At 66.9% G+C, this 22,571-nt stretch carries 15 protein-coding genes and 2 pseudogenes; 7 read left to right on the top strand and 10 right to left on the bottom strand.

The window, feature by feature from the left end; all coding sequences use genetic code 11:
- Positions 1–110: 110 nt before the first annotated feature.
- The 4 genes from AB0J29_RS35200 to AB0J29_RS35185 form a co-directional block, all read right to left on the bottom strand.
- Positions 111–1,949: a phosphoenolpyruvate carboxykinase (GTP) gene (locus tag AB0J29_RS35200; RefSeq protein WP_364795174.1), complete on the bottom strand. Its 1,839-nt coding sequence runs from the start codon at positions 1,947–1,949 to the stop codon at positions 111–113.
- Between the two features lie 272 nt (positions 1,950–2,221).
- Entirely contained in the window at positions 2,222–3,757 is a 1,536-nt protein-coding gene (locus AB0J29_RS35195) for a hypothetical protein (RefSeq protein WP_364795172.1), read from the bottom strand.
- Between the two features lie 568 nt (positions 3,758–4,325).
- The gene (locus AB0J29_RS35190; RefSeq protein WP_364795171.1) at positions 4,326–5,459 is read right to left on the bottom strand and encodes a hypothetical protein; all 1,134 of its coding nucleotides are present in this window, start codon (positions 5,457–5,459) and stop codon (positions 4,326–4,328) included.
- Between the two features lie 89 nt (positions 5,460–5,548).
- Positions 5,549–6,331, bottom strand: a complete 783-nt coding sequence (locus tag AB0J29_RS35185) for an SDR family oxidoreductase (protein WP_364795170.1) — start codon at positions 6,329–6,331, stop codon at positions 5,549–5,551.
- A 251-nt stretch (positions 6,332–6,582) separates the two neighbouring features.
- On the opposite strand from AB0J29_RS35185, the gene AB0J29_RS35180 reads away from it, so the two are divergent.
- From AB0J29_RS35180 to AB0J29_RS35165, 4 genes are all read left to right on the top strand, one after another.
- Entirely contained in the window at positions 6,583–7,923 is a 1,341-nt protein-coding gene (locus tag AB0J29_RS35180) for a lipase family protein (RefSeq protein ID WP_364795169.1), read from the top strand.
- A gap of 82 nt (positions 7,924–8,005) precedes the next feature.
- Positions 8,006–8,815, top strand: a complete 810-nt coding sequence (gene trmB / locus AB0J29_RS35175) for a tRNA (guanosine(46)-N7)-methyltransferase TrmB (RefSeq protein ID WP_364795183.1) — start codon at positions 8,006–8,008, stop codon at positions 8,813–8,815.
- Positions 8,815–9,543, top strand: a complete 729-nt coding sequence (locus AB0J29_RS35170; RefSeq protein ID WP_364795181.1) for an NYN domain-containing protein — start codon at positions 8,815–8,817, stop codon at positions 9,541–9,543. The genes trmB and AB0J29_RS35170 overlap by 1 nt, the downstream gene beginning before the upstream one ends.
- Positions 9,543–12,407: an MMPL family transporter gene (locus AB0J29_RS35165; RefSeq protein ID WP_364795167.1), complete on the top strand. Its 2,865-nt coding sequence runs from the start codon at positions 9,543–9,545 to the stop codon at positions 12,405–12,407. The genes AB0J29_RS35170 and AB0J29_RS35165 overlap by 1 nt, the downstream gene beginning before the upstream one ends.
- A 48-nt stretch (positions 12,408–12,455) precedes the next feature.
- Here the strand turns inward: AB0J29_RS35165 and AB0J29_RS35160 are convergent, their stop codons facing one another.
- The 4 genes and pseudogenes from AB0J29_RS35160 to AB0J29_RS35145 all read right to left on the bottom strand — a co-directional run bounded on the left by AB0J29_RS35160 (position 12,456) and on the right by AB0J29_RS35145 (position 17,337).
- On the bottom strand, positions 12,456–14,186 hold the full coding sequence (locus AB0J29_RS35160; RefSeq protein WP_364795165.1) for a DUF2339 domain-containing protein: 1,731 nt from the start codon (positions 14,184–14,186) through the stop codon (positions 12,456–12,458).
- Between the two features lie 512 nt (positions 14,187–14,698).
- The gene (locus tag AB0J29_RS35155; protein ID WP_364795163.1) at positions 14,699–15,400 is read right to left on the bottom strand and encodes a DUF1707 domain-containing protein; all 702 of its coding nucleotides are present in this window, start codon (positions 15,398–15,400) and stop codon (positions 14,699–14,701) included.
- A 266-nt stretch (positions 15,401–15,666) separates the two neighbouring features.
- Positions 15,667–16,299: pseudogene (locus AB0J29_RS35150) on the bottom strand (response regulator transcription factor).
- A 78-nt stretch (positions 16,300–16,377) separates the two neighbouring features.
- Positions 16,378–17,337 (bottom strand): ATP-binding protein, encoded by a 960-nt coding sequence (locus AB0J29_RS35145; protein ID WP_364795179.1) that lies wholly within the window; start codon positions 17,335–17,337, stop codon positions 16,378–16,380.
- Positions 17,338–17,367: 30 nt separating this feature from the next.
- Between AB0J29_RS35145 and AB0J29_RS35140 the strand changes: the two genes are divergently transcribed.
- Positions 17,368–18,012 carry an SUKH-4 family immunity protein gene (locus AB0J29_RS35140; RefSeq protein WP_364795178.1) on the top strand — a complete coding sequence of 215 codons (645 nt, stop codon included), beginning with the start codon at positions 17,368–17,370 and terminating at the stop codon, positions 18,010–18,012.
- An 84-nt stretch (positions 18,013–18,096) separates the two neighbouring features.
- Here AB0J29_RS35140 and AB0J29_RS35135 read toward each other — a convergent pair.
- A pseudogene (locus tag AB0J29_RS35135) lies at positions 18,097–18,412 on the bottom strand (DUF5931 domain-containing protein); the annotation flags it as partial.
- Complete coding sequence (locus AB0J29_RS35130) at positions 18,390–19,637, bottom strand: AI-2E family transporter (RefSeq protein ID WP_364795162.1); 1,248 nt, start codon at positions 19,635–19,637, stop codon at positions 18,390–18,392. The pseudogene AB0J29_RS35135 and the gene AB0J29_RS35130, both read right to left, overlap by 23 nt.
- Positions 19,638–19,739: 102 nt before the next feature.
- On the opposite strand from AB0J29_RS35130, the gene AB0J29_RS35125 reads away from it, so the two are divergent.
- The gene (locus AB0J29_RS35125) at positions 19,740–21,269 is read left to right on the top strand and encodes an adenylate/guanylate cyclase domain-containing protein (protein WP_364795176.1); all 1,530 of its coding nucleotides are present in this window, start codon (positions 19,740–19,742) and stop codon (positions 21,267–21,269) included.
- A 58-nt stretch (positions 21,270–21,327) separates the two neighbouring features.
- Entirely contained in the window at positions 21,328–22,440 is a 1,113-nt protein-coding gene (locus tag AB0J29_RS35120; RefSeq protein WP_364795161.1) for a YbhN family protein, read from the top strand.
- Positions 22,441–22,571: the final 131 nt, after the last annotated feature.

The following is a 22,571-nucleotide window of genomic DNA, read 5'->3' as shown; positions in this document are numbered from 1 at the left end:
CCGCATGTTCTTGGAGTCGTCGAAGCGCATGCGCCGCAGGCGCGAGTCTCGACGACTCGGACGCGAGACAGTGGGGGGCCGCGAACCCGCCGCGCCGAAGGCGCGGCAAATCAGACCGAGCCCAAGCGCTCCTTCAGAGCCTCGAACTCGTCGCGCACACCGGACGGCAGCTTGTCGCCGACGAACTTGAACCACTCCTCGATGAGCGGGATCTCCTTGCGCCATTCCTCGGCGTCGACGGCAAGTGCCTCGTCGACATCGGTGGGGTCGACCTGCAGACCCTCGAGGTCGAGCTGGGCGGCGGCGGGCACATTGCCGATTGCGGTCGTCTCGGCCTGCGCCGACCCTTCGATGCGACCGACGATCCACTCCAGCACGCGGGAGTTCTCGCCGAATCCGGGCCACAGGAAGCGGCCGTCGCCACCGCGACGGAACCAGTTGACGTAGAAGATCTTCGGCAGCTTGTTCGCATCGGCGCTCTTGCCGACGTTGATCCAATGGTTCAGGTAGTCACCGACGTGGTAGCCCATGAACGGCAGCATCGCCATCGGGTCGCGGCGCACGGTACCGACCTTGCCCTCGGCGGCGGCGGTCTGCTCGGACGACAGGGTCGCGCCCATGAAGACGCCGTGCTGCCAATCGAAGGATTCGGTCACCAGCGGGACCGTGGTCTTGCGGCGGCCGCCGAACAGAATGGCCGAGATCGGAACACCCTGCGGATCGTCCCATTCGGGAGCCAGGATCGGGCACTGCGACATCGGCGTGCAGTACCGCGAGTTCGGGTGGGCGGCAAGGGTTTCGGTCTCCCGCAGGTACCAGTCGTTACCCTTCCAGTCGATCAGGTGATCGGGCTCGCCCTCCAGGCCCTCCCACCAGACGTCACCGTTATCGGTGAGCGCGACATTGGTGTAGACGGTGTTACCCGCCTCGACGGTTGCCATGGCGTTCGGGTTCGAGCTGCGGTTGGTGCCCGGCGCGACACCGAAGAATCCGAACTCCGGATTCACCGCGTACAGGCGACCGTCCTTACCGAAACGCATCCAGGCGATGTCATCGCCCAGGGTCTCCGCGCGCCAGCCGGGAACCGTCGGCTGGATCATCGCGAGGTTGGTCTTACCGCAGGCGCTCGGGAAGGCCGCGGCGATGTAGTACGCCTTGTTCTCGGGGGAGATCAGCTTGAGGATCAGCATGTGCTCGGCCAGCCAGCCCTCATCGTGGGCCATGGCCGAGGCGATGCGTAGCGAGTAGCACTTCTTGCCGAGCAGCGCGTTGCCGCCGTAGCCGGAGCCGTAGCTCCAGATCTCCCGGTCCTCCGGGAAGTGGGTGATGTACTTGGTGTCGTTGCACGGCCACGGCACATCGGCCTGGCCCTCGGCCAGCGGCGCGCCGACGGAGTGCAGCGCCTTCACGAACGGCTTGTCGGTGCCGAGCTTCTCGAGCGCGGCCGTGCCCATGCGGGTCATCACGCGCATCGAGACCACGACGTATTCGGAGTCGGTGATCTCCACGCCCAGCTTGGGGTCCTCGGCACCGAGCGGGCCCATGCAGAACGGCACCACGTACATGGTGCGGCCCTTCATCGAGCCGCGGTACAGCTCGGTCATGGTGGCGCGCATCTCGGTCGGGTCGACCCAGTTGTTGGTCGGGCCTGCGTCGGCCTCGGTCTTCGAACAGATGTAGGTGCGGGATTCGACACGCGCCACATCGGAGGGGTCGGAGAGGGCGAGGAAGGAGTTCGGCTTCTTGTCCTCGTTGAGCTTGGTGAAGGTGCCCGCCGCGACGAGCTGGGCGGTCAGCCGATCCCACTCTTCGTCGGAACCGTCCGCCCAGACCACTCGCTCTGGCTGAGTGAGTTCCGCGACGTCCTGTACCCAGGCGAGTAGTTCGCTGTGCGCGGTCGGCTGCTTGCCGTCGGAATCGCGAAGACCAGGAATGGTCGCTGAGGTCATGAAAACTCTCCTGAGATGGGCGGCTCACGGTGTTTCCGCCTAGGCTGACCCTTGCGAGCGACCTGCGAGCAGTCGCTGCGGAGGCCCGTGACCAGCGCGAACACACCGAGCGCCACCGTTGGCGGGAAGGCACCCGCTACGACCAGTCGAAGCGCGTCATGTCTGGACCGCGGACAAGGACGAAGCGGACGCCCAGGTTCCTGCTTTAGAGGTTAACGCGATGTGACGACCAGTACGGAATCGGGTTCGCCCAGGAGTACCCACCAAGGTACCTAATCAAAAGCAGTCCGATACCGATCGAGGATGCCGATATCGCGTTCGCAGGCGGCCAGCTGACCCGGTTGCTCGGCCGCGGCGCGGCGCAGTCTGGCCTCCAATTCGGCCACCTGACGGTCGATTTCGACGATTCGCTCGGTGCTCGCGCGCATGACGCGCTCCGATAGCGTGGTCTCCGATTCCACCAGAGCGGTGGCGACGCGCTGCTCCAACTGGGCTTTCACATTCACCAGCGCGTCGGAGACCCATTGACGCAGGTGCGCGCGGTCGGCGACCTGACCACGGGCCCGCACCACCCAGGCCGCCGCACCCGCTCCGAGCAGCAACGTCACCGGAACGGTCGCGAAATCGAGGGCCGGCACGAGCGAGAACGGGGCGACCAGTAGTCGGCCGACGCCGACCCCCGCGGAGGCGCCGAGCGCGATCATGAGGTGATCTTCGACACCCCGGTGCCTCGGCTCCGGATCCGGGCCGACGCGCGGGGCCGGATCGCGCCAACGCGGTGGCATGCCACGGTCGTTTTCCGGCGCTGCGCCGACGCGATCGGTGAGCTCGGACAGCCGCTGATCGATGGTTCCGTCTACGGCATCGGTCAGCTCTTGCACGGCCTGCTGTAGGCGTTCGGGGTAGGCGTCGAATTCGGAGCGGCGCAGCCGATCGAGTTCGCTACGGGCGGCGGCGTGCAGCGCGCGGACCCTGGCCCCGACATCGGTCATCAGATCGACCCGGGCCAGATGCAATTGGCCGCGCAGGGTGGACATGGCGGTGGCCCGCCCGCCGTCGCGTCCGGCGAGCAGTATGGCGCGTTCCTCGCGCCACTGGATCGGTTCCGCGCCGGAGCGCAGCACCGCGACCTGTTCGCCGACCCGTCGGCGGGTATCGGTCAGCACGCGCGTGGTGACGGCGGCGACCCGGTCGTCGGATTCGGCGCTGACCGTGGCCGCCGCGAGTTCCACATGCAGCGCGCCGAGTCCGGAGCGATCGATCAGGCCCGCGTCTCCGCCCACCCGCCCCGCCACCGCGAGTCGCGCCGAAACCGGCACGATCTCCAGATCGTCGATGCCATGAGCTGCGAGCAGTTCGAGGTTGTGCTGCTGTACGGCGCGCCAGTCCTGATAGGCGTGAATGCCGTTCATGGCGAGCAGGATCCGGGTCCCGTCGGCGCGCAGGCGTTGCACCACATGCAGTGTGTCCGAGCCGAGGGCACTACCCGCGTCCAACAGCATCAGCGCGACCGCCGACGGCGCAATACCCGACGGCGACGTGGTCTCCACCACGGCACTCGCATCGGGCACCGGATCCGACAGCGCGATCCGCGGCTCGAACCGCGCCAACTCGGTGCGCAACAAGCTCGTATTGGCATCATCGGGCCCGATCAACGTGACCTCCGACGCCACCCCCGTCCCCCGCACCACCCGCAACAGCGCCATGCCCTGCGGATTCCACCGCGAGATAACCGCCTCGACCTCCGGAGTCAGCGACAGCTTCTCGGGAGCCTGCGGACGATCTCCCGCAGTTCTTGCCGACCCCACGGCGGCCCCAGCCGAACCCGACGCAGCGCCAGCCGAACCCGACGCAGCGCCAGCCGAACCCGACGCAGCGCCAGCCGAACCCGACACGTCCGGCGACCCCGGCGGGGATTCGATCGACCCGGTCGCGCGTTCATTCGGGTTGATCCCCGATCCCGCCGAAGCCGCGGGCGACCCCGGCGCGGCAGCCGATCCACTCGCAGACGAACTCGGCACACCACCGACGACGCTGTCCGACGATCCCGCGCCGCTCGAGCTCGATCCGTGCGACACAACCGCGGCCCGGCCCGCCGCGGCTGCCGATCCAGGCTCCGAACCACGAACGGTCGAACCCGGCGCGCCAGCACCGCAGCTGGCCGGCAACGCTTCCACGCCGTCCGGAGCGGCACACGATGCGCAAGGCATGGGCCGACCCGATACGTCCGGCGACTCGCTCGGAGGCGATCCGTTCGGCGGTGACGGTTGCGCGTCAGGTCCCGGATCGCTCGTGGCTGCGCGGGGAGCAGTGGCGGATTCACGGTGTTCGGCGGTGCCAGAGATCGACGGGTCCGTTAGCGCGGAATCCGGTTGTTCAGAGTCCGGCACTGCTCATCCGTTCCCATAGCCGGATGTAGCCGTTATGGACGCGGAGGGCGGCGCGGCGGGCGGCGGGCGACATATCGCTGGAGACGACCGCGCGCCAGCGGGCGGCGCGGGCGAGGGCGTCGTCGGCATCGGATGGTGCGGGTGCGCGATATCCGGCGGCCAGGTGGGCGACCTCCGGATAGGCAAGGCCAGCGCAGAGGCCGAGCCAGAGCGCGTCGTCGCCGAAGAGGTAGTCCTCCAACATGTCTCGGGCGTTCGCGCCGTCGACGGGCACGGCGCGGGCCGCGAGGCGAGCCAGTTCGTCGATGAGTTCGCCACCGCGCAGTGCGCAGATTTGTTCGTAGCGGCGGTGCAGTAGACGGTGCAGTGGATCGATACCGCTGGCCGCGTGCATGATCTGCAGCAGTGCGTGCGGACCGAGTTCGGGGTCCTGGCGCAGCGCGGAGAGCGCGCAGGTCACGCCGTACAGATCCCAGCGCCGCAGCAGTTCTTCGCGCTCGGCGACATCCGGTCCGGCCGATGCCGCGACGAACAGGTCGGGCGAGAGCGTGAGCGCCGGATCCGCGGTCTCCGCCAGGCGTCGCAATATGGCCAGATCGGCCTCGCTCACCGCGCCGGACCTGGTGCGCACCGCCAGCGAGGCGACCACCGGCAGGGTGACAGCGCCGAGGCCGCCGCTGTACTGCTCGGCGGCGACGACCGCATCGCCCCACCTGGACCCGATGGCATCGGCCTTGTTCAGCACCGCGACCGTGCGCTCGGGCGGCAATTCCGACAAAATCCGCCGATCCGCGGGCTGCGGCGCACCGGAGAGGACGTAGACGATGATGTCGGCATCGAGTTCGGGATCGGCCGCACCCGGTTCATCGATCGGCGCCGTCTCCACCGCCGACATCAATGCCAGTGCGTGCAGCACCGTGGTCCGCCCGGTATGCGCCCGCCCGGTCACTTGAATGCGTGGCGGCCGCCGCCACCGTGCGATGGCGGTCCCCACCTGGCCCACGATCCGCGGATCGGCACCCGAGCGCAGCATCGCGAGCAGGTGGTCGAGTTGGTCGAGCTCCCGTGCGGATCGACCCGGTCGGATCTGGTGCCCGTCGGATTCAGTGGCTGTCGACAAAGCTGCCCACCCCCTTTTCGGTGCGCCATTCTTGCAGAAGTACCGCGCCGACGGGCCGCTGCCGACTGCTTGCCGGTCGCCGGAGCGGATCAGCTGCCGCTCAAGTATTTGTTCACGCCTCGCACAGCCCAGTTCGGCGCGTATTTCGCGGCGGCCGCCAGTACCTTTGCCTGCGCGCCGATTTCGTAGTGCACGCGTGGCAGCCGTCCGCGCTTGCGGGTCACGTCCCAGATCCCCTGCGCGACATCCTCGGCGCTCAGGCGCACGCCGAGCGATTTGGTCGAGGCGGTGTGCACCCCGTCCAGCATGCCGGTGGCCACGAACAGCGGCCACACCGCGATCACCCGGATATCGTGCCGCTCCCATTCGAGATCCAGTGCCTCCGTGAGGCTTTTGATCGCTGATTTCGTCGCGCCGTAGCTGGCGAGTTCGGGCTGACCGTAAATCGCCGATGCCGAGCACAGATTCACCACCTGCGCTCCCGGCGTATCGCGCAGATAACCGAACGCGGCATGCGTGCCCGCTATCACCCCACCCAGATTCACATCGACGATCGCCTGGTGGGTGGCCAGATCGAGAGCTTCGAACGGGCCGGCGCGCAGGATGCCCGCATTGTTGACGAGGATGTCGAGCCGGCTCTCGTCACCGTTGAACTCCGCGAGACGCTCGACCCAGTGCGTGTCGTTCGTCACATCCAGCACCCCGGTTCGCACACTGCCGTCGGCGGCGTTGATTTCGGCCGCGAGCCTGGTCAGCCCCACCTCATCGATATCGTATGCACCGACGTGATACCCCTGGGCAGCGAAAAGTAGGGCCGTGGCTCGGCCGATCCCCGCCGCCGCACCGGTGATGAACGCAGTCGGTCTACCCATGCGCGCAGTCTAGTGCGGGGGCAAGCTCCCTACCTCGGGGTTTCCACGGATGCCCCGGCCACCTGATCTGACCTGACGGTCGGCACCATAGTCGGTGCGCAGCTTCGCTTTTCGAACACGCGGCGCGAGCGACGGGACCGAAGGAGGTAGCTTACGTAACCACGCAGGTCCCCGGAACGCCGCAATCGAATACCGGTGGCCGACCAGGCGGAATCGTTCCGCCCGTGCCGGGTCTCGATGAGGAGGTTGCCGTGACCGCTGATGTCATCGGCGCTGCTGAGCCGGACGCGTCCGGCGCGCGGAAGCCACTGCTACCCAGTAGCGATCCATTCCTCCGGCCGCCGAAAGGCTTCGCGACTCGTCCGGCGGGGACCATCCTGCGCAGCCGTCGCGTCGAACTCGCACTGTTCGGTCTTGTACCGCAGCAGGTCTCGGCCTGGCAGCTGCTCTACCGCAGCTGCGATATGCACGGCACACCGGAGGCGGCGGTCACCACCGTGCTGCTGCCGCTGGACGCCGACCCGAACGAGGATCGCCCACTGCTGGCCTTCCAGACCGCGATGGACGCGGTCGCCGAGCGCTGTTTCCCCTCTTACGCCTTGCGTCGCGGTTCCCACGCACTCGGCTCGATCACCCAATTCGAATGGATGCTGGTGGCCAACGCACTGCGCCGGGGTTGGGCGGTGAGCATCGCCGATCACGAAGGCCCGCACGGGAATTTCGGCGCGCCACGTGAGCCCGGCTACCGCGGACTCGACGGGATCCGCGCGGCGCTGCACTTCGCACCGCTGGGGCTGCGGCCCGATACCCGGATCGCGGTCTGGGGTTATTCCGGTGGCGGCATGGCCAGTGCGTGGTTGGTCGAGATGGCACCGACCTACGCACCGGAACTCGATATCGTCGGCGCGGTGCTCGGCGCGCCGGTCGGCGATCCGGGCCAAGTCTTCACCCGGCTCAATGGCGGACACTATGCCGGACTGCCCGCGATCGTGGTCGCGGCGCTGCGCAGGCTCTATCCGGCGCTGGCCGCGGTCTTCGAGAGCGATTGCGATCCCGAGGGCCTCCGGCTCATCGAACGCGCCGAACGGTCGACACCGCTCTCGGCCGTTCTCGGTCTCGTCAATAGAGATGTCGGCCACCATCTGAGCCGTCCGCTCGATGAGGTGCTCGCCACACCCGAAATGCGGGCCGTGCTCGACGACCTGCGCCTCGGTCACTCGACACCGACCTGCCCGCTGCTGGTGGTGCAGCCGGTGCACGACCAGCTCATCCATATGGACGGCGTCGACGGCCAGGTCGAGCGGTATCGCCGCGGCGGCGCACAGGTCACCTATGTGCGCGACCGGCTCAGCGAGCATTTCTCGCTGCTCCCGCTGGCCACTCCGATCAGCCTGGACTGGCTCGGCGATCGACTCGCCGGACGACCGGTGCGCGATGTCGGCGACAGCACGGTGTGGTCGGTCGCCGCCTCGCCGACCGGCGCGCGCGGGCTGTGGGAAATGTTCGGCACCGCGGTCAAGGTGGCGCTGGGCAAGCCGCTGCGTCAGGAGACCGCGCCCGCGACTCGAATCTCCCGCATACGCGCCGCATAACCGGGGCGCGCGCCTTCGCCTCGGGTGACCCGCAAGCGATCCGCTATGACCACATGCCAGCCACATCCTGCGATGCTGGACAATAGACCGCGTGAACGACGCCGCGAACCACACTGCCGAGTCAGTTCCCGGACCGCCGTCCACAACGCCGGCTCCGGCGGACGGTGGATCCCGAAAGGGCTCGGGCTCTCGCCTGTACCCCCGAGTGACGAGCTTCCGCTCGCGCCGGGGCGCACTCACCGCGACCCAGCAGCAATCCTGGGATCGCACCTGGCCGCACATCGGCCGCGATGTGGCCGACGAACCGCTCGACGCCGCCGCCTGGTTCGGCCGGGACGCCCCGCTCGTCATCGAGATCGGTTGTGGGACAGGCACCGCCACCGCCGCGATGGCACAGGCGGAGCCGCATCTGAATCTGCTCGGGATCGAGGTCTATCAGCCCGGTCTCGCACAACTGGTGCAGCGCATCGAGCGCGAGCACATCGAAAACATTCGCCTGCTACGCGGCGACGCCGTCGATGTGTTGGAAAACATGATTGCTGAGCAGTCGCTCGCCGGCGTCCGGGTCTTCTTCCCCGACCCGTGGCCGAAGGCGCGACACCACAAGCGGCGACTGTTGCAGCCCGCGACATTCGCATTGATCGCGCATCGGCTACGGCCCGGCGGTGTTTTGCACATCGCGACCGACCACGCCGACTACGCCGAGTTCATTGCCGAGGTCGGCGCCGCAGAACCGCAGCTCATCGGCCTGAACGAGACCACGGGCGGGGTCAGCGCCGAGCATCGCGACAGCGCACCGATCGGCTTCGAAAGGCCCGTCACCAAATTCGAAGGCAAGGCACATCGCGCGGGAAGCGTCATCAACGAGTTCATATGGGGGAAGATCGAATGATGAGTGTCGGTGAGATGGCCCATCAGTTCTCCGATGTTGCCGGGGAGGTGCACGGAACCGGATCCGAGGTGATCGGCGCAGTGGCGCCCGATGTGCGTCGGGTGCTATTGGTCTGGGACGCCCCGAATCTCGATATGGGCCTTGGCGCGATCCTCGGCGGTCGCCCGACCGCCGCCTATCGACCGCGCTTCGACGCGCTCGGCCGCTGGCTGCTCGCGCGCACCGCCGAACTATCGGTGGGCAGTGCGACCCGGGTCGAACCGGAGGCGACCGTCTTCACCAATATCGCGCCGGGCACCGCCGATGTGGTGCGGCCGTGGGTGGAGGCACTGCGCAATGTCGGCTACGCGGTCTTCGCCAAGCCCAAGATCGATGAGGACTCCGATGTCGACGCGGATATGCTCGCACACATCGAGCTACGCAGCCGCGGTGCCGGCCTGGCGGGCATCATGGTCGCCTCCGCCGATGGCCAGGCATTCCGCGAACCGCTCGAGCGATTGGCTGCGAACGGAGTCCCCGTTCAGATACTCGGCTTCCGTGAACATGCGAGTTGGGCCGTAACATCCGATACTCTCGAATTCATCGATCTCGAGGACATCCCGGGCGTGTTCCGTGAACCGCTGCCCAGGGTCAGCCTCGACTCACTGCCCGACGAGGGTGCCTGGCTGCAGCCGTTCCGGCCGCTGTCGGCGCTACTCACCTCTCGCCCTGCTCAAGGAGTCGCTTAGTGTTCACACGCTGGGGCGATCTAGTCTATCGGCTGCGCTTCGCCGTCATCGGCATTGTCGCGGCCGCACTGCTGGCACTTGGCGGTTACGGCCTCGGCTTGGAAGACCATCTCAGCTCCAGCGGGTTCGACGATCCCACGTCCCAGTCCACTCAGGCGGCGCAACTGTCCGATGCCGCTTTCGGGCGCGACCACACCAGCGATGTGCTGGTGCTCTATGCCGCACCCGAAGGCAAGACCATTGATGACCCGGAGTTCAAGCAAAAGGTCCTCGACAACCTCAACCGGCTGCCGGAGGAACACCCGAACGAGATCGCAAAGGTCAACGGCGCCTACTGGCAGACCAAGACCGGACCGGGGCAGCCCTCCCTGTTCGGGTCGAAGGACAAGAAGTACACCTTCGCCGCCATAGCCATTCAAGGCGATAACGACACCGATATTGTCCGCAACTACCGGAAAGTAAAAGACTCCTTTTCTATTCCGGGCATCGACGTACAGGTCGCCGGCTTGCAGGCCGTCGCGGGCACCCTCAACGACACCATCGCCCACGATGCCAAGCGCATGGAGGTCATCGCCCTTCCGGCCGTCGCGCTCCTGCTGTTCTTCATCTTCGGCGGCCTCGTAGCAGCCGGTCTCCCACTGATCGTCGGTGGCCTGACGATCATCGGTGCCAACGGCATCATCATGTTCCTGACCAAATTCACCGAGGTGAACTCGTTCGTCGGGAACATCGTCACCATGATCGGCCTCGGCCTGGCCATCGACTACGGCCTGTTCATAGTCAGCCGCTTCCGGGAAGAAATCGCCGAAGGCTACGACACCAGAGCCGCCGTGCGCCGATCGGTCATGACCGCGGGACGCACCGTCGTGTTCTCCGCAACCATGATCGTGGCCAGTCTGTCGGGCCTACTGCTGTTTCCGCAGGGCTTCCTGAAGTCGATCGCCTACGGCGCCATCGCGACGGTCGCGCTCGCCGCGCTGACCTCCATCACCATTCTGCCCGCTATGCTGGCCGTCCTCGGCAAGCGCGTGGACTGGTTGGGGCTGAAGCGATTCCGTAAAACGAAAACCGCAGAAGAGGTGGAGAACGGCTTCTGGGGCCGCTCCACCCGCTGGGTCATGCGGCATCCGCTCAAGATCGCCATCCCGATCGCAATCATCCTGCTGCTGCTCATCATCCCGGTGAAAAACCTGCAGTTCGGCGGTATCAACGAACGCTATCTGCCGCCGGACAACTCAACCCGTCTTGCGCAGCAGCACTTCGACGAAATCTTCCCCCTGCGCAAGACGGACCCGATCAATCTGGTGTTCGTCTCCTCCAACAGCAGCAACGTCGGCCAGGTGTGGAAAGAAGCCAACAGCGCGCCCGGGCTCACCGGGCAGTTCGGCGTGCCGTCTCGGTCCACCACCGACCCGAATATCTACAAGACCAGCGCGACACTGTCGGATTCGGAGAACTACGACCCGACCATCGACTATCTGCGGTCACTCGAATTGCCCAGCGATGTGCAGATGTACGTCGGCGGCACGCCCGCGATGACCAAGGACAGCATTGACGCACTGATCGATCGCATGCCGATGATGATCGCGCTGGTGCTGTTCGTCACCACACTGTTGATGTTCCTCACCTTCGGCTCGCTGGTGCTGCCGCTCAAGGCCGCGTTGATGAGCGCGCTCGGATTGGGTTCCACGCTCGGCATTTTGACCTGGATCTTCATCGACGGACATGGTGCGAGTCTGTTGAACTTCACCCCGCAGCCGATCATGTCGCCGATCCTGGTGCTGATCATCGCGGTGGTGTACGGCCTGTCGGTCGACTACGAGGTATTCCTGCTCTCGCGGATGGTGGAGGCGCGCGCTCAGCGCGCCTCCACCACCGAGTCCGTGCGCATCGGCACCGCGCAGACCGGCCGCATCATCACCGCCGCCGCGCTCATCCTGCTCGTCGTGATCGGCGCGTTCGCGTTCTCCGATCTGGTGATGATGCAGTACCTGGCATACGGCATGGTCGCCGCTCTGCTGATCGACGCAACCGTTTTGCGCATGCTGCTGGTGCCCGCCACCATGAAGCTGCTGGGCGACGACTGCTGGTGGGCGCCCGCATGGATGAAACGCATCCAACAGAAGGTCGGACTCGGCGAGCCGATTCTGGATGATGAGCGCCCCGGTGGGGGCGAGCTCCTCGACCTGGTGAAGACCACCCCGATTACCGATCCGGTGACGATGCAGATGCCCGCGCTCACCGATAACGCCACGACTCGTACGCGGTCGCCGCGCCGGCCGCGCACGGTCGCGGAGATCGAGGCGGAGGCGCCGACCCAGCATATGAGGAAGATCCCGGCCGACCCGCCGGTACCGCCGCGGCCGGTCACGCCGCATGATCCGACTCGGCCGCGGGCGAATTCGGCATTGCACACACCGCCGCCCGGACCGCCGGCGCCGTCCGGGCAAGCCGCACCGCCGGCGCCCGGGTTGTCATCCGAGCAGACCGCAGCGCCCGGACAATCGGCGCCACCCGCACCCGAACCCATTCGGCCGCGACCGGTTCCGACGATTTCGGAATCGGCCGAGCCGACTCGGCCGATTCCACCGGCCCCCGCGCCCACCCTGATGCCGACCCCGTCGCCGGTTCAGCCGATGCCGATCCCCGCTTCGGACCATCCGGCCCACCGCGCGGCACCGGAACAGCCCGCCGTTTCGAATGACGATGTGCCGGACGAGAACCGCAGCAGCATCGAGAACTGGATGGCCGAGCTGAGGTCCAGCCGTCGCCGCATCGGCAAACCCGACGAAGGTCGGCACCACAGCACGGACGGGCGGACCGTCAGCGTGAATGAGCTGCTGCGGCGTCGGGATCGCGAGTAACACGTTGTGCGGCGGCAGCCCTCGTAGTGCGCCGCCGCACCGCAGGTGTCAGCGGCTTCCCGCTGCTGAATTCGGGTTTGTGGCACCGGCTTCGGCGAAGGCACGGGCGTAGCGGGTGCCGGCCAGGAGCAGCAGCACACCGACTACCAGAAAGGCCGCTACTCGGACCAGGCCGTCGAGGGTGGCGAGGTCGAAGAGGAACAGTTTGGTCAGAGCGGCTGCGGTAACGAGGAGTCCGGAGCCGAGGGCCAGTTTGGCGACGGCCGCCGAGCGGGACAGGTTGCGCAGACCGAAGAACAGCGCTGCGGTGGCGGCGGCCATCCACAGGATGGTGGCGGCGCAGTGGCCGATGATGAACCCGTCGGCGCTGCCGGTCGCGATGCCGATCGAGACGGCCCCGGCCGTTATGGCATACAGGCCCGCGATGCTCGCGACGACGAACAGCGTCGATTCGTCGGTTCCGCCCCTGGTCATGCCGGGCAATCTCCGGGCGCACCAGACGGCCACGGCGACGACCGCGCATACGAGGACCGCATCCAGCGTAGTTGCGATACTCAGGCGCTCCTGCGCAAGTCGTTGTGTCGCAAGCGCTTCCGGAGTCACGGTGGTGAAGTACACGATCGAGCCGACCATGGTGAACGCCGCACCGATGGCGGCGGTGCTACGGGAGCGCTGCTGCCCCGCCAACCCGAGGTAGCAGAGCGCAGCCAGGAACAGTGCGATCGGCAGGGTTTGCACGCGCGTCACGCCGACGCATGCTTCGAGCAGTGCGAACGAACCAGCGATCGCCGCGATAACGGCGATCGATCCCGGAATCCGTACCAGCTCAGGCGATTTCGGACATATTCGCAGAGCCGCAACGGCCAACAGTACCGCCGCGTAGACGGCCGCGACCGAGGTCGCCGGATGCCGCTCGAACATCGCAGGCGCGGCCAAGAGCGGAACCGTGGACACCGCGAAGGCCAGCGCGGCGACGATATCGCCGGATCGCCTGCGTACCACCAGAACACCGCCGACCAGCCCGATCGCCGCGATCGCCACGGCGGCGGTAAGCAGCGAGTACACCCGGCCCTGCGCCGGATCGTCCACTACGGCAACGACAATCGTGAACAAGGTCGCCAATGTCGCGGGCACTGTGCGCACCATATGCAGGAACGGCCAAGCACGGACCAATTGCACCGGCACACAGGTCAACTGCAACACGATCAAGAATGCGAGCAGCATCAGCTCCGTTGTGACGAACGGCGACAACAACGCCGCACCAGCGACCACCAGCACGGCAAGCGGCTGTGACTGCCACCGCATAGCCAACCCGACCCCGCCCGCCGCAACACCCAATGCCACCGCGAGCCCGACCACCGGATGCAGCCACCCGTAGATCGCCGTCACCGCAACCACATCCAGATAAGCCCCGGCAATACCCGTGGCAGCCAGGGAAATTCCACCGACCCGACCACCGGCTCGACCGAACACCCGCACTCCGGCCCCCACCATCGCCGCCGAGAGCACGGCCCCGGCAACAACTCTCGGCACCGGTCCGAAGAACCCGGCCTGCGCGGCAAGCACCAGCAGCATCACCACCCCGATCAGTGTCACCCCCACCCCGGCCACCGCCAGCACCCGACTGATCATCCCCTCCTGCTGCCACCACGGCGTCTTCGGCGCAGCCGAGCCACCCCGCACCAGCGGACGCGGCGGCACCCCCGGCACAACCGTCCCACCCCCCGGCGGCCGCGGCACAAACCCCGCGGTCCCCGGCATTGCGGCCCACCCGGACATGCCCGCCGCCCCATACCCAGGAACCGGCGGCGCCCAACCCGAAGGCCCGACCGGCGGCACTGGAATCCGCCCAGCAGGAACTGGTGTCGACGGCACCGCACCCGCCGCAGGCACAACAGCAGCGCCCGCCGACAAGCCAGTCGGCTCCGTCGAAACCGCGGGTGCCGCAACCGAATCCGCGGCGATCTGCGCTTGTAATAAATCCAAGTCTCGGCCGAGGACGCCCATCTGCGTTCCCAACGCAGCGAACTCCCCGGACAACCGCGAAAGCAGCGCGGGATCGATAGAGGTAGTCATACCCCCAATGCTGATTTCCGCAACGCACCGGGACAAGAGTAGAAACCACCGGTACTCATCCGAGATCTACTCGAATTCCAGCGGCTACCGAGCCACGATCGCCCGGTCGCCCCCGTCGGGGCAACCGGTTCGATTACAGGGCGTGCGACCGCATGCCGGTGACCTGGTGGATCGCGTTGACTACTGCGGAGCGGGGTGGCATGCGAAGGACACCGCTAGCTTCCCATCAACTTGCGCCACTGAGCGCGCAGGGAGTGTTTGGCGGTGATCGAGCCGAAGCGGATTCGGCCGTGCACGACCACGTGCAGCGGGCCGAGAGGTGGACCGGTGCGGACCTTGTTGTTGATGCTGGACCCGATCAGGTCGATGGCATTGAGGTCGACGGTGGCCTCGGCAGGGACGATCAGGGTCAGCGAGCTGAGGTAGTCGTCGACATGCACCTCGACGACCTGGGTGGACATGATCGCCTCGGTGAAATCGAGGGTGACGCCGGAGAGCCAGTTGTTCAGATGCAGTGTGGGCGCCACCTGCCATGGACCGCGGCGATTGAGGTTGGACATGCGGCCGCGGATCACATTCCCGGGCGTGACCTGCGATGGGACCGAGGGCGGCGGTGACACCCGCTCGGTGAACGCGGGCGAGGCGTTCACAAAGGTCGAGGGCGGCGCGGCAGGCTGCCCGACCAGTCGCACACCGGGCAGGTCGACCAGCACGGCATTGAGTTCGCCGCGCGTCTTGGCGGCCAGCGCGGTATCCATCCGCTCGGTGAACTCCCCGAGCGAGAGCATGCCGAGCCCGACGGCCCGCTGCAGCAATTGACCGACATGTTCGCGTTCGGCATCGGAAACGCGCAACTCACGATCGCCGACCACGTCACCGGAGCCGACACCGTTGGATACCGATTCGGGTCCACCCATAAATCCGAGATTACCGAGCCGAGCACCTTCGACGCATCAGGGCATACCCCGACTTCCCCGTCCTTTTCCGAATCCACCGAACACCCCAACAACCACCGGGCATCCCGTCGCGCCACCGGGCACACGCCGCCGCATCGGCGATATCGAGGGCCGCGTGATCGAGCGCAGCGGCGAGGATCTGGGTGTCGGCGACGCATCCATCAGCGGATATGCAGACCAGGCGCGAGGTCGAGAGGTGCCCGCGGCAGGTCTGCTCGCCGAAACCACTACTCGAGGCCCTGCTCGATGGCATAGCGGGTCAGTTCGACGCGGTTGGCCAGCTGCAACTTTCGCAAGGTCGCCTGCACATGGTTCTCCACGGTTCGATAGCTGAGCCCGAGCCGCGATGCAATCTGCTTGGCGGACAAGCCTTTCGCCACCATCCGCAGCACTTCGGTCTCCCGCTCGGTGAGCGCGGGGCGATGCGGTTCATTCGGCTCGGCAGGCGCGGTCGCCATTCGCCGATATTCGCCGAGCACCAGCCCAGCCAGCCCCGGCGTAAACACCGGTTGTCCAGCCGCGGTGGCCCGCACCGCCTCGATCAACTCACCGGCGGACGCACTCTTCACCAGATAACCCGAGGCCCCCGCCTTGATCGCATCCAGCACGTCATCGCGCTCGGCCGACGCCGACAACACCAGCACCCGGCTCTCCGGCGACACCCGCAACACCTCCGCGGTGGCCTGCGCCCCATTCCCATCCGGCAGTTGCATATCCATCAACACCACCACAGGCCGCACCGCCGCCGCCCGCCGGATAGCCGAGCCCACCCCATCCGCGGTCGCGGCAACCATGAATCCCGCCTCGGTCAGATCGCGAGAAACCCCATCGCGCTACATGGGATGGTCATCCACGACCATCACCGAAATCACCTCGGCCGCATCATTACTGGTCACACTGTCCTCCGCTGCGCGCTCATGTCGGCGTGCCGCCCGCCCTCAACTCGCACCTCCCGAACGCGGCACCCGCAACTCCCATTCGGTACCGAAGCCGACGCCACCAGCCTCTTCGGTCAGCAATACCGCCGTTCCACCCAACCTCTCCATACGGCCGATAATGGAGCGCGAAACACCCATGCGTCCCTCGGCTTCCGCCTCCGCCAGGCGGCCCGGTGCGATCCCGACGCCGTCATCGCGCACACTGATGATCAGCTCGTCGCCGGTGTCCTCCAGCAGCACATACGCTTTCGCATCCGATCCGGCATGCAGTGCGACGTTGGACAATGCGTTCGCCACCGCCGCCGCGATCTCACCCGCCGACCAGCGCCCAACCGACACCGGCTCACCCGGCGTCGAAACGAAGACCGATGGCGTGGCATGCACGGTCAGCAGCGGCCGCAGGTCGACATCCGCACCACCGATATCCCCGTGTTTGCCCTGTTCGGAGATCAGAACCCGCAGTGCCACTTCCTGTTCCGCCGCGCGCTGCGCCAATTCCTCGGTGCGACCACCGATCTCATTGCCGCGTCGCTTGATGTAGCTGAGCACCTGCAGCACACCATCGTGCACCTCACGAGCCAGCCGCTCTCGCTCCTCGGCCGCCGCGGTCAAGCGAACGGCCCGTTCCAGCTGTCCCTGCGCGCGACGCGCGGTATTGGCGGCGAGTCCGAGCGCCAGCCCGATGGAGACGAGCACCGGCGCGGTCGCGTCGGCCCACACATCCTGACCCCACTGCTCGCGCACCGTCACGATCACCGCCGCGATCAAGAGCCCGGACAGCACACCGGCGAGCGGTCCGCGCAGAATCGCCGCGGAGACAACGGCATTGGCGGCCCACAAGGTGGTCGGCAGCGTCTGATGCCCGTGATACCAGCCGTAATCGGGTCGCTGGCCAGGTCCTGAAGAAGGCCCACGGCAGATAGGCTCCGTGGGGAAGGGCCGGGCCCGGCCGGCGGACATGCGAAAGGCTGCATCCAGATGGCACCGCAGGTGACGTACGAGCTGCTCAGGTCGGTGTTCGCCGAGGACGAGATCCTCCGGATCCCCGAGGCGAACCTCCCGGCCTCCCTCACGCATGCCCCGACCCGGGCCTACCTCGCCACCGTCGGGCTCCCCGCCGTCTACAACTGGCTCTACCTGCCGCCGGTGTGGGACATGGACGAGCCGCTGCCGGCCGTCGAGCAGGTCGACCCGTACCTGGACGACCTGGTCAACCTGCCCGAGGGCGCCCGGGCCTGGACGGTGGTCGGCGATGTCGCGTACGACCTGCTGGCACTGGACGGCGCGACCGGGCGGCTGTGGTTCTTCCCCAACGGTGAGGACGAGATCGTGCCGTCCTTCGACCGGATCGACGCCCTCGGCCGGTTCCTCTACATCCTGCGGCGGGAGCGGACCGCGCTCTACGGCCCCGAGGACGGCGAGGACGACGGTGCCGACCCGCACGCCGAGATCGACCGCGTCCGCGAGGAGCTGCGCGCGGCCGAACCCGCCGCCTTCACCGACCCCGAGGGCACCTGGCCCCGGCTGCTCCAGGGCTTGCGGGACGAGTGGACCGACTCCGTGGTCGACGAGGACGGCTCCGCGCCCGCCCCCGCGGGCGACGGCGTGTTCTGGGTCCCGCCGCACCTGCGCTGAGCAACCGCACCCTCGCCCCGCCCCGCCGTCCGTTCCCGCACCGATAGGCTTCCCGCGAACCCGCTGGCCCACGGAGCCGGGCGGGACCAACCTGGTCGAGGCGATCAGCGCGATCACCACGACATGATCCCCGATCACCACCCACGCCCGCAGCCGCGCCACATCGGGAAAGTGCCACTGCGACAACATGAAGGCCGACGCGCCGGACCACACCGCCATCACGGCGATCAGCACCCAGCTGCTGGTTCTGGTAGTACCGCACCGAGGCGATCTGCTGCCCGACCGCATAGAGCAGCGTGACCAGCCGCAACGCCTGCACCGCACGCCACAGCGGCGCGGTCGCCGCATCGGCCGCGCTCAGCTCGGCCGCACCGACCTCAGTCGGACCCGGCCGAGTCATCCGACTGATCCTCCCGGTGCATCTCCCGGGTCAGTGTCGCGTCGACATCGAACCGGCCGGGCTCCGGTTTATCCGGCTCCGCCGCATACATTCGACCCCCGTCGCCGGTGTGCAGTTCCTCGAACGCCTCCTCCGGACTTTCCGACAGCAGGGACCGAATCGCGGTATTCATCACCGCGACGAACGGCACCGCCAACAGACCGCCCGCGATCCCGCCGATCACAATGCCCGCGGCAATGGCCAGCACCACCGCGAGCGGATGGATGCTCACCGCACGCCCGAGCAGCAACGGTTGCAGCACATGGCTTTCCAGCTGCATCACCGCGATGATGATGCCGAGCACGATCACCGCGGTCACCCAGCCCTTGGTCACCAAGGCGATGAAGACGGCAATGGTCCCGGCCAGGAACGCACCGACGATCGGAATGAACGCGCTGATGAACACCAGCGAGGCCAATGGCAATGCCAGCGGCACCCCGAGAATCGCCAGGCCCGCACCGATGCCGATGGCATCGACGAGCGCCACCACCACGGTCGCGCGGACGAATCCGACCAGTGTGCCGAAGCCGAGTTGTCCTGCGGTGCGCACCTTTTCCCGGTGCGGGGTCGGCACGATCCGGGTCACGAAGTGCCAGATCTGATTGCCGCTGTAAAGGAAGAAGATGAGAATGAAAAGCGTCAAGAACGCGCCGGTGAGGACATGTCCGATCACCGTCGCGGTGGTCAATGCCCCGCTGGTGAGACCTTCCTTGTTGGACTGGATCGCTTTGACGATCGTGTCGCCCGCATTCCGAATCTGCTCATTGCTCAGATGCAGCGGACCATTGATCAGCCAGTCCTGAACCTCGTGCACGCTGTGGGTGATTTCATCGGACAGCTGCGGTACGCCCTCGATGAACTGCTCGACGACGAAGGTCATGATCCCCGCGACCACCCCGAGTGATCCGACCAGCGCGACGAAAACCCCCACCGATCTCGGCACCCCGAGCCGCTGCATCCAATCCACCAACGGCGCCAACAATGCGGCGGCAAGCAAGCCGATGGCGAGCGGTATCACCACCGCCGCGAGCTTCTGCACCACCATCGAGAACGCGATCAGTGCGGCGAACATCACCAGCAGCCGCCACGCCCACTCGGCGCTGACGCGGACAAACGGGTGTACAGAATCAGCAGCCGACCGCGCAGCAGTGGCTTCTTCGAGAGCACTTACCTTCTGGTCGGTCACCTCAGCGAGCCTAATAGCCGCAGAGCGCCGCGGACATGCTCGGATGACCTGGACGCTAGATTGGTCATCGTGTCAGCGCCCCTGGAAGCGGTCAAACAGACCATGCGAACCCGCTGGCCGCTGTACCTGACATCGATGCTGTTGGCCAATGCCTTCGGTGCGGTCCTGGTGTGGGCGTTCATCCAATACGGACTCCCGGTTCCCGAAGGTGAGGCGGCCGGTGCGCGCCGCGCCGGCCTGGTCATTCCCGGTGTGGTGTTCACCACCGGTGGTTTGCTGAGCCTGGCCGCTTCGGCGCTCATGCTGCGTCCGGTCATGCGCTGGCAGATGCGCGGTGGGCCGCCGAGCCATCAAGAACAGATGGCCGCACTGCATGCGCCGCTGCGCCAGGCGTTTCTGCATCTGGTGCTGTGGTTGATCGGCGGCGCCATCCTGGCGGCCACCATCATCGTGGACGCGCCGGAGTTGGCGGGCGCGGTCATCGTCACCGAATGTATGGCCGCGACGATCGTCTTCGGTTTCACCTACATGCTCGGCGAACGGATTCTGCGCCCGGTCGCCGCACAGGCCCTCACCGAGGGCTCATTCGACCACACGCTGACGCCGGGCGTCGGCACCAGGATGGCGATGACCTGGGGTATGGGCACCTTCGCCCCCACCATTGCCATCGTGCTGCTGTGCGTCACCCAGATCTCGTCGGACGTGAAGTTCTCCGCGCAATCGCTGGCCATTTCGATTCTGCTGCTGTGCGGTGTGGTGATCATGCAGGCGCTGGCGCTGTCGATGCTGACCGGTTCCAGCATCTCCGACCCGGTGCGGCAGCTCAGCCATGCCATCGACCGGGTGCAGCAGGGTGCCCGCGACGTGCAGGTCGAGGTGTTCGACGGCAGTGAGATCGGACTGCTGCAGGTCGGCTTCAACCGCATGATGGAAGAGGCCGCCAAGCGTCGCCAGCTGCAGGAACTCTTCGGCCAGCATGTCGGCGAGGAGGTGGCCCAGCGCGCACTCGACTACGGCACCGAACTCGGCGGCGAGACCCGATTCGTGGCGGTGCTGTTCGTCGATATGGTCGGGTCCACCGCGACCGCCGCGGAGCGACCGCCGACCGAGGTGGTCAGCCTGCTCAACGAGTTCTTCCGCATCGTGGTCGACGTCATCGATCGGCACCACGGCTTTGTCAATAAATTCGTCGGCGACGCCGCATTGGCGATCTTCGGTGCGCCGCTGGACCGCCCGGATGCGCCGACCGCCGCCCTGGCCGCCGCCCGTGAACTGCGCGAAGTCCTGCGCGAGGTGCCCGGACTCGATATCGGTATCGGCGTTTCGGCGGGCCTGGCCGTCGCCGGAAATATCGGCGCCGCAAACCGCTTCGAATACACCGTGATCGGCGATCCGGTGAACGAGGCATCACGCCTGACCGAACTGGCCAAGGATCAACCCGGCCGGGTACTCGCCTCGGGCAGCGCGCTGTATTTCGCCGATGAAAGTGAACAGGACTTTTGGCTGACCGGCGAGGAAGTCCAGCTGCGCGGGCGGCGCCGGAAGACCGGGTTGGCCTGGCCGAAGGACGAGTCCGCGGTACCAACGGACCCGGCGGAGGCAGCCGAAGTAACCACGGAGAGTCCCGGATAGCTACCGGCTCCGCACGTCGATGCAGACAACGAAACAGTCGGTTGGTTAGGCTGACCGCGTGACGGCCAATGGGGAACTAGCCGGCGATCCTGCGCCGCAGCCGTCCGACGACCCCACCGACAGACCGGCGAAACATGGCCGTCGGCGCAGATTCCGGTGGGTCAAATGGGTGGCGGGCATCGCCTTGTTCGCACTGCTGATCGGCGAGGGTTACTACCTCTGGCCGCGACTACACGATTCCTGGAATAAGCTCACCGAAATTCATTGGGGCTGGGTTGCCGCCTGCATCTGGATGCAGGCGCTGTCGATGAGCGGATTCAGCCGGGTGCAGAAACAACTGCTGCATGCGGGCGGTGTCGAGGTCCGCCAGCGCAAGTCCGTCGCCGTCGTCTACGGCGCCACCGCGATGTCGGTGACGCTGCCTGCCGGGCAGGTGTTCTCCACCGCCTTCACCTATCGCCAGACCCGCCGTTGGGGTGCGAATTCGATCGTCGCCTCCTGGCAGTTGGTGATGTCGGGCGTGATCGCGACCGCAGGGCTAGCATTGCTCGGCGTCGGCGGCGCGCTGCTGGTGGGCAACCGGGTCGGGCCGTTCAAGCTCATCGTGTCGCTGGTCGGTGTGATCGCGCTGGTGTGGGTGGGCAACTATCTGTCGAAGAATCCGGGCGCGCTGGAGGCCGTGCTGCGCCGCGGACTCGCACTGCTCAACCGGATCCGCAAACGCCGCGCCGAGCAGGGCACGAACAAGATCGCCGATATGCTCGCGCAGCTGGAATCGGTGGATCTGGGCAAGCGCGATGGCGCATTGGTCGTGGCTTGGGCGCTGGTGCACCGCCTCGCCGATGTGGCCTGTCTCGGCGCGGCCTGCTACGCGGTGGGCGCCGATCCGAAGTGGGCCGGGCTGCTGATCGCGTTCACCGCGGGTAAAGCCGTCGGCTCGATCCCGTTCGCGCCGGGCGGCATCGTCTACGTCGATGCGACACTCATCTACGGCCTCACCGCGGGCGCGGCCCTGCCCGCCTCCCAGGCCGTCGCCGCCGCCTTCGTCTACCGCCTGGTGAGCTTTGTCCTTGTCGCGATCATCGGCTGGATCGTCTTCGCCTTCCTCTTCCGCACACCCCAGGCCGACGACGCGGAATTCGAGAAGGAATTCGAACAGCGCCGGCTGTAACTTTGGCCGCGTGGCCGCGGCGTGTTCGCGGCCCCCTTCTGTCTCGCGTCCGAGCCGTCGAGACTCGCGACTTCGTCGCCGCGCGGGGCGTCGGTGAATCCACCGATGTGGTGACCAAGGAGATGTACACC

It is taken from the genome of Nocardia sp. NPDC049707 (genome assembly GCF_040674855.1).
Lineage (GTDB): Bacteria > Actinomycetota > Actinomycetes > Mycobacteriales > Mycobacteriaceae > Nocardia.
This window is presented reverse-complemented; position numbering and strand designations above follow the sequence as displayed.

Excerpts from the sequence above, each read along its gene's own strand:
- AB0J29_RS35185 (WP_364795170.1), bottom strand. The coding sequence starts at position 6,331 with ATGGGTAGACCGACTGCGTTCATCACCGGTGCGGCGGCGGGGATCGGC.
- AB0J29_RS35200 (WP_364795174.1), bottom strand. The coding sequence starts at position 1,949 with ATGACCTCAGCGACCATTCCTGGTCTTCGCGATTCCGACGGCAAGCAG.
- AB0J29_RS35125 (WP_364795176.1), top strand. The coding sequence starts at position 19,740 with ATGCGAACCCGCTGGCCGCTGTACCTGACATCGATGCTGTTGGCCAAT.
- AB0J29_RS35170 (WP_364795181.1), top strand. The coding sequence starts at position 8,815 with ATGAGTGTCGGTGAGATGGCCCATCAGTTCTCCGATGTTGCCGGGGAG.
- AB0J29_RS35160 (WP_364795165.1), bottom strand. The coding sequence starts at position 14,186 with ATGTCCGGGTGGGCCGCAATGCCGGGGACCGCGGGGTTTGTGCCGCGG.
- AB0J29_RS35155 (WP_364795163.1), bottom strand. The coding sequence starts at position 15,400 with ATGGGTGGACCCGAATCGGTATCCAACGGTGTCGGCTCCGGTGACGTG.
- AB0J29_RS35145 (WP_364795179.1), bottom strand. The coding sequence starts at position 17,337 with ATGTCCGCCGGCCGGGCCCGGCCCTTCCCCACGGAGCCTATCTGCCGT.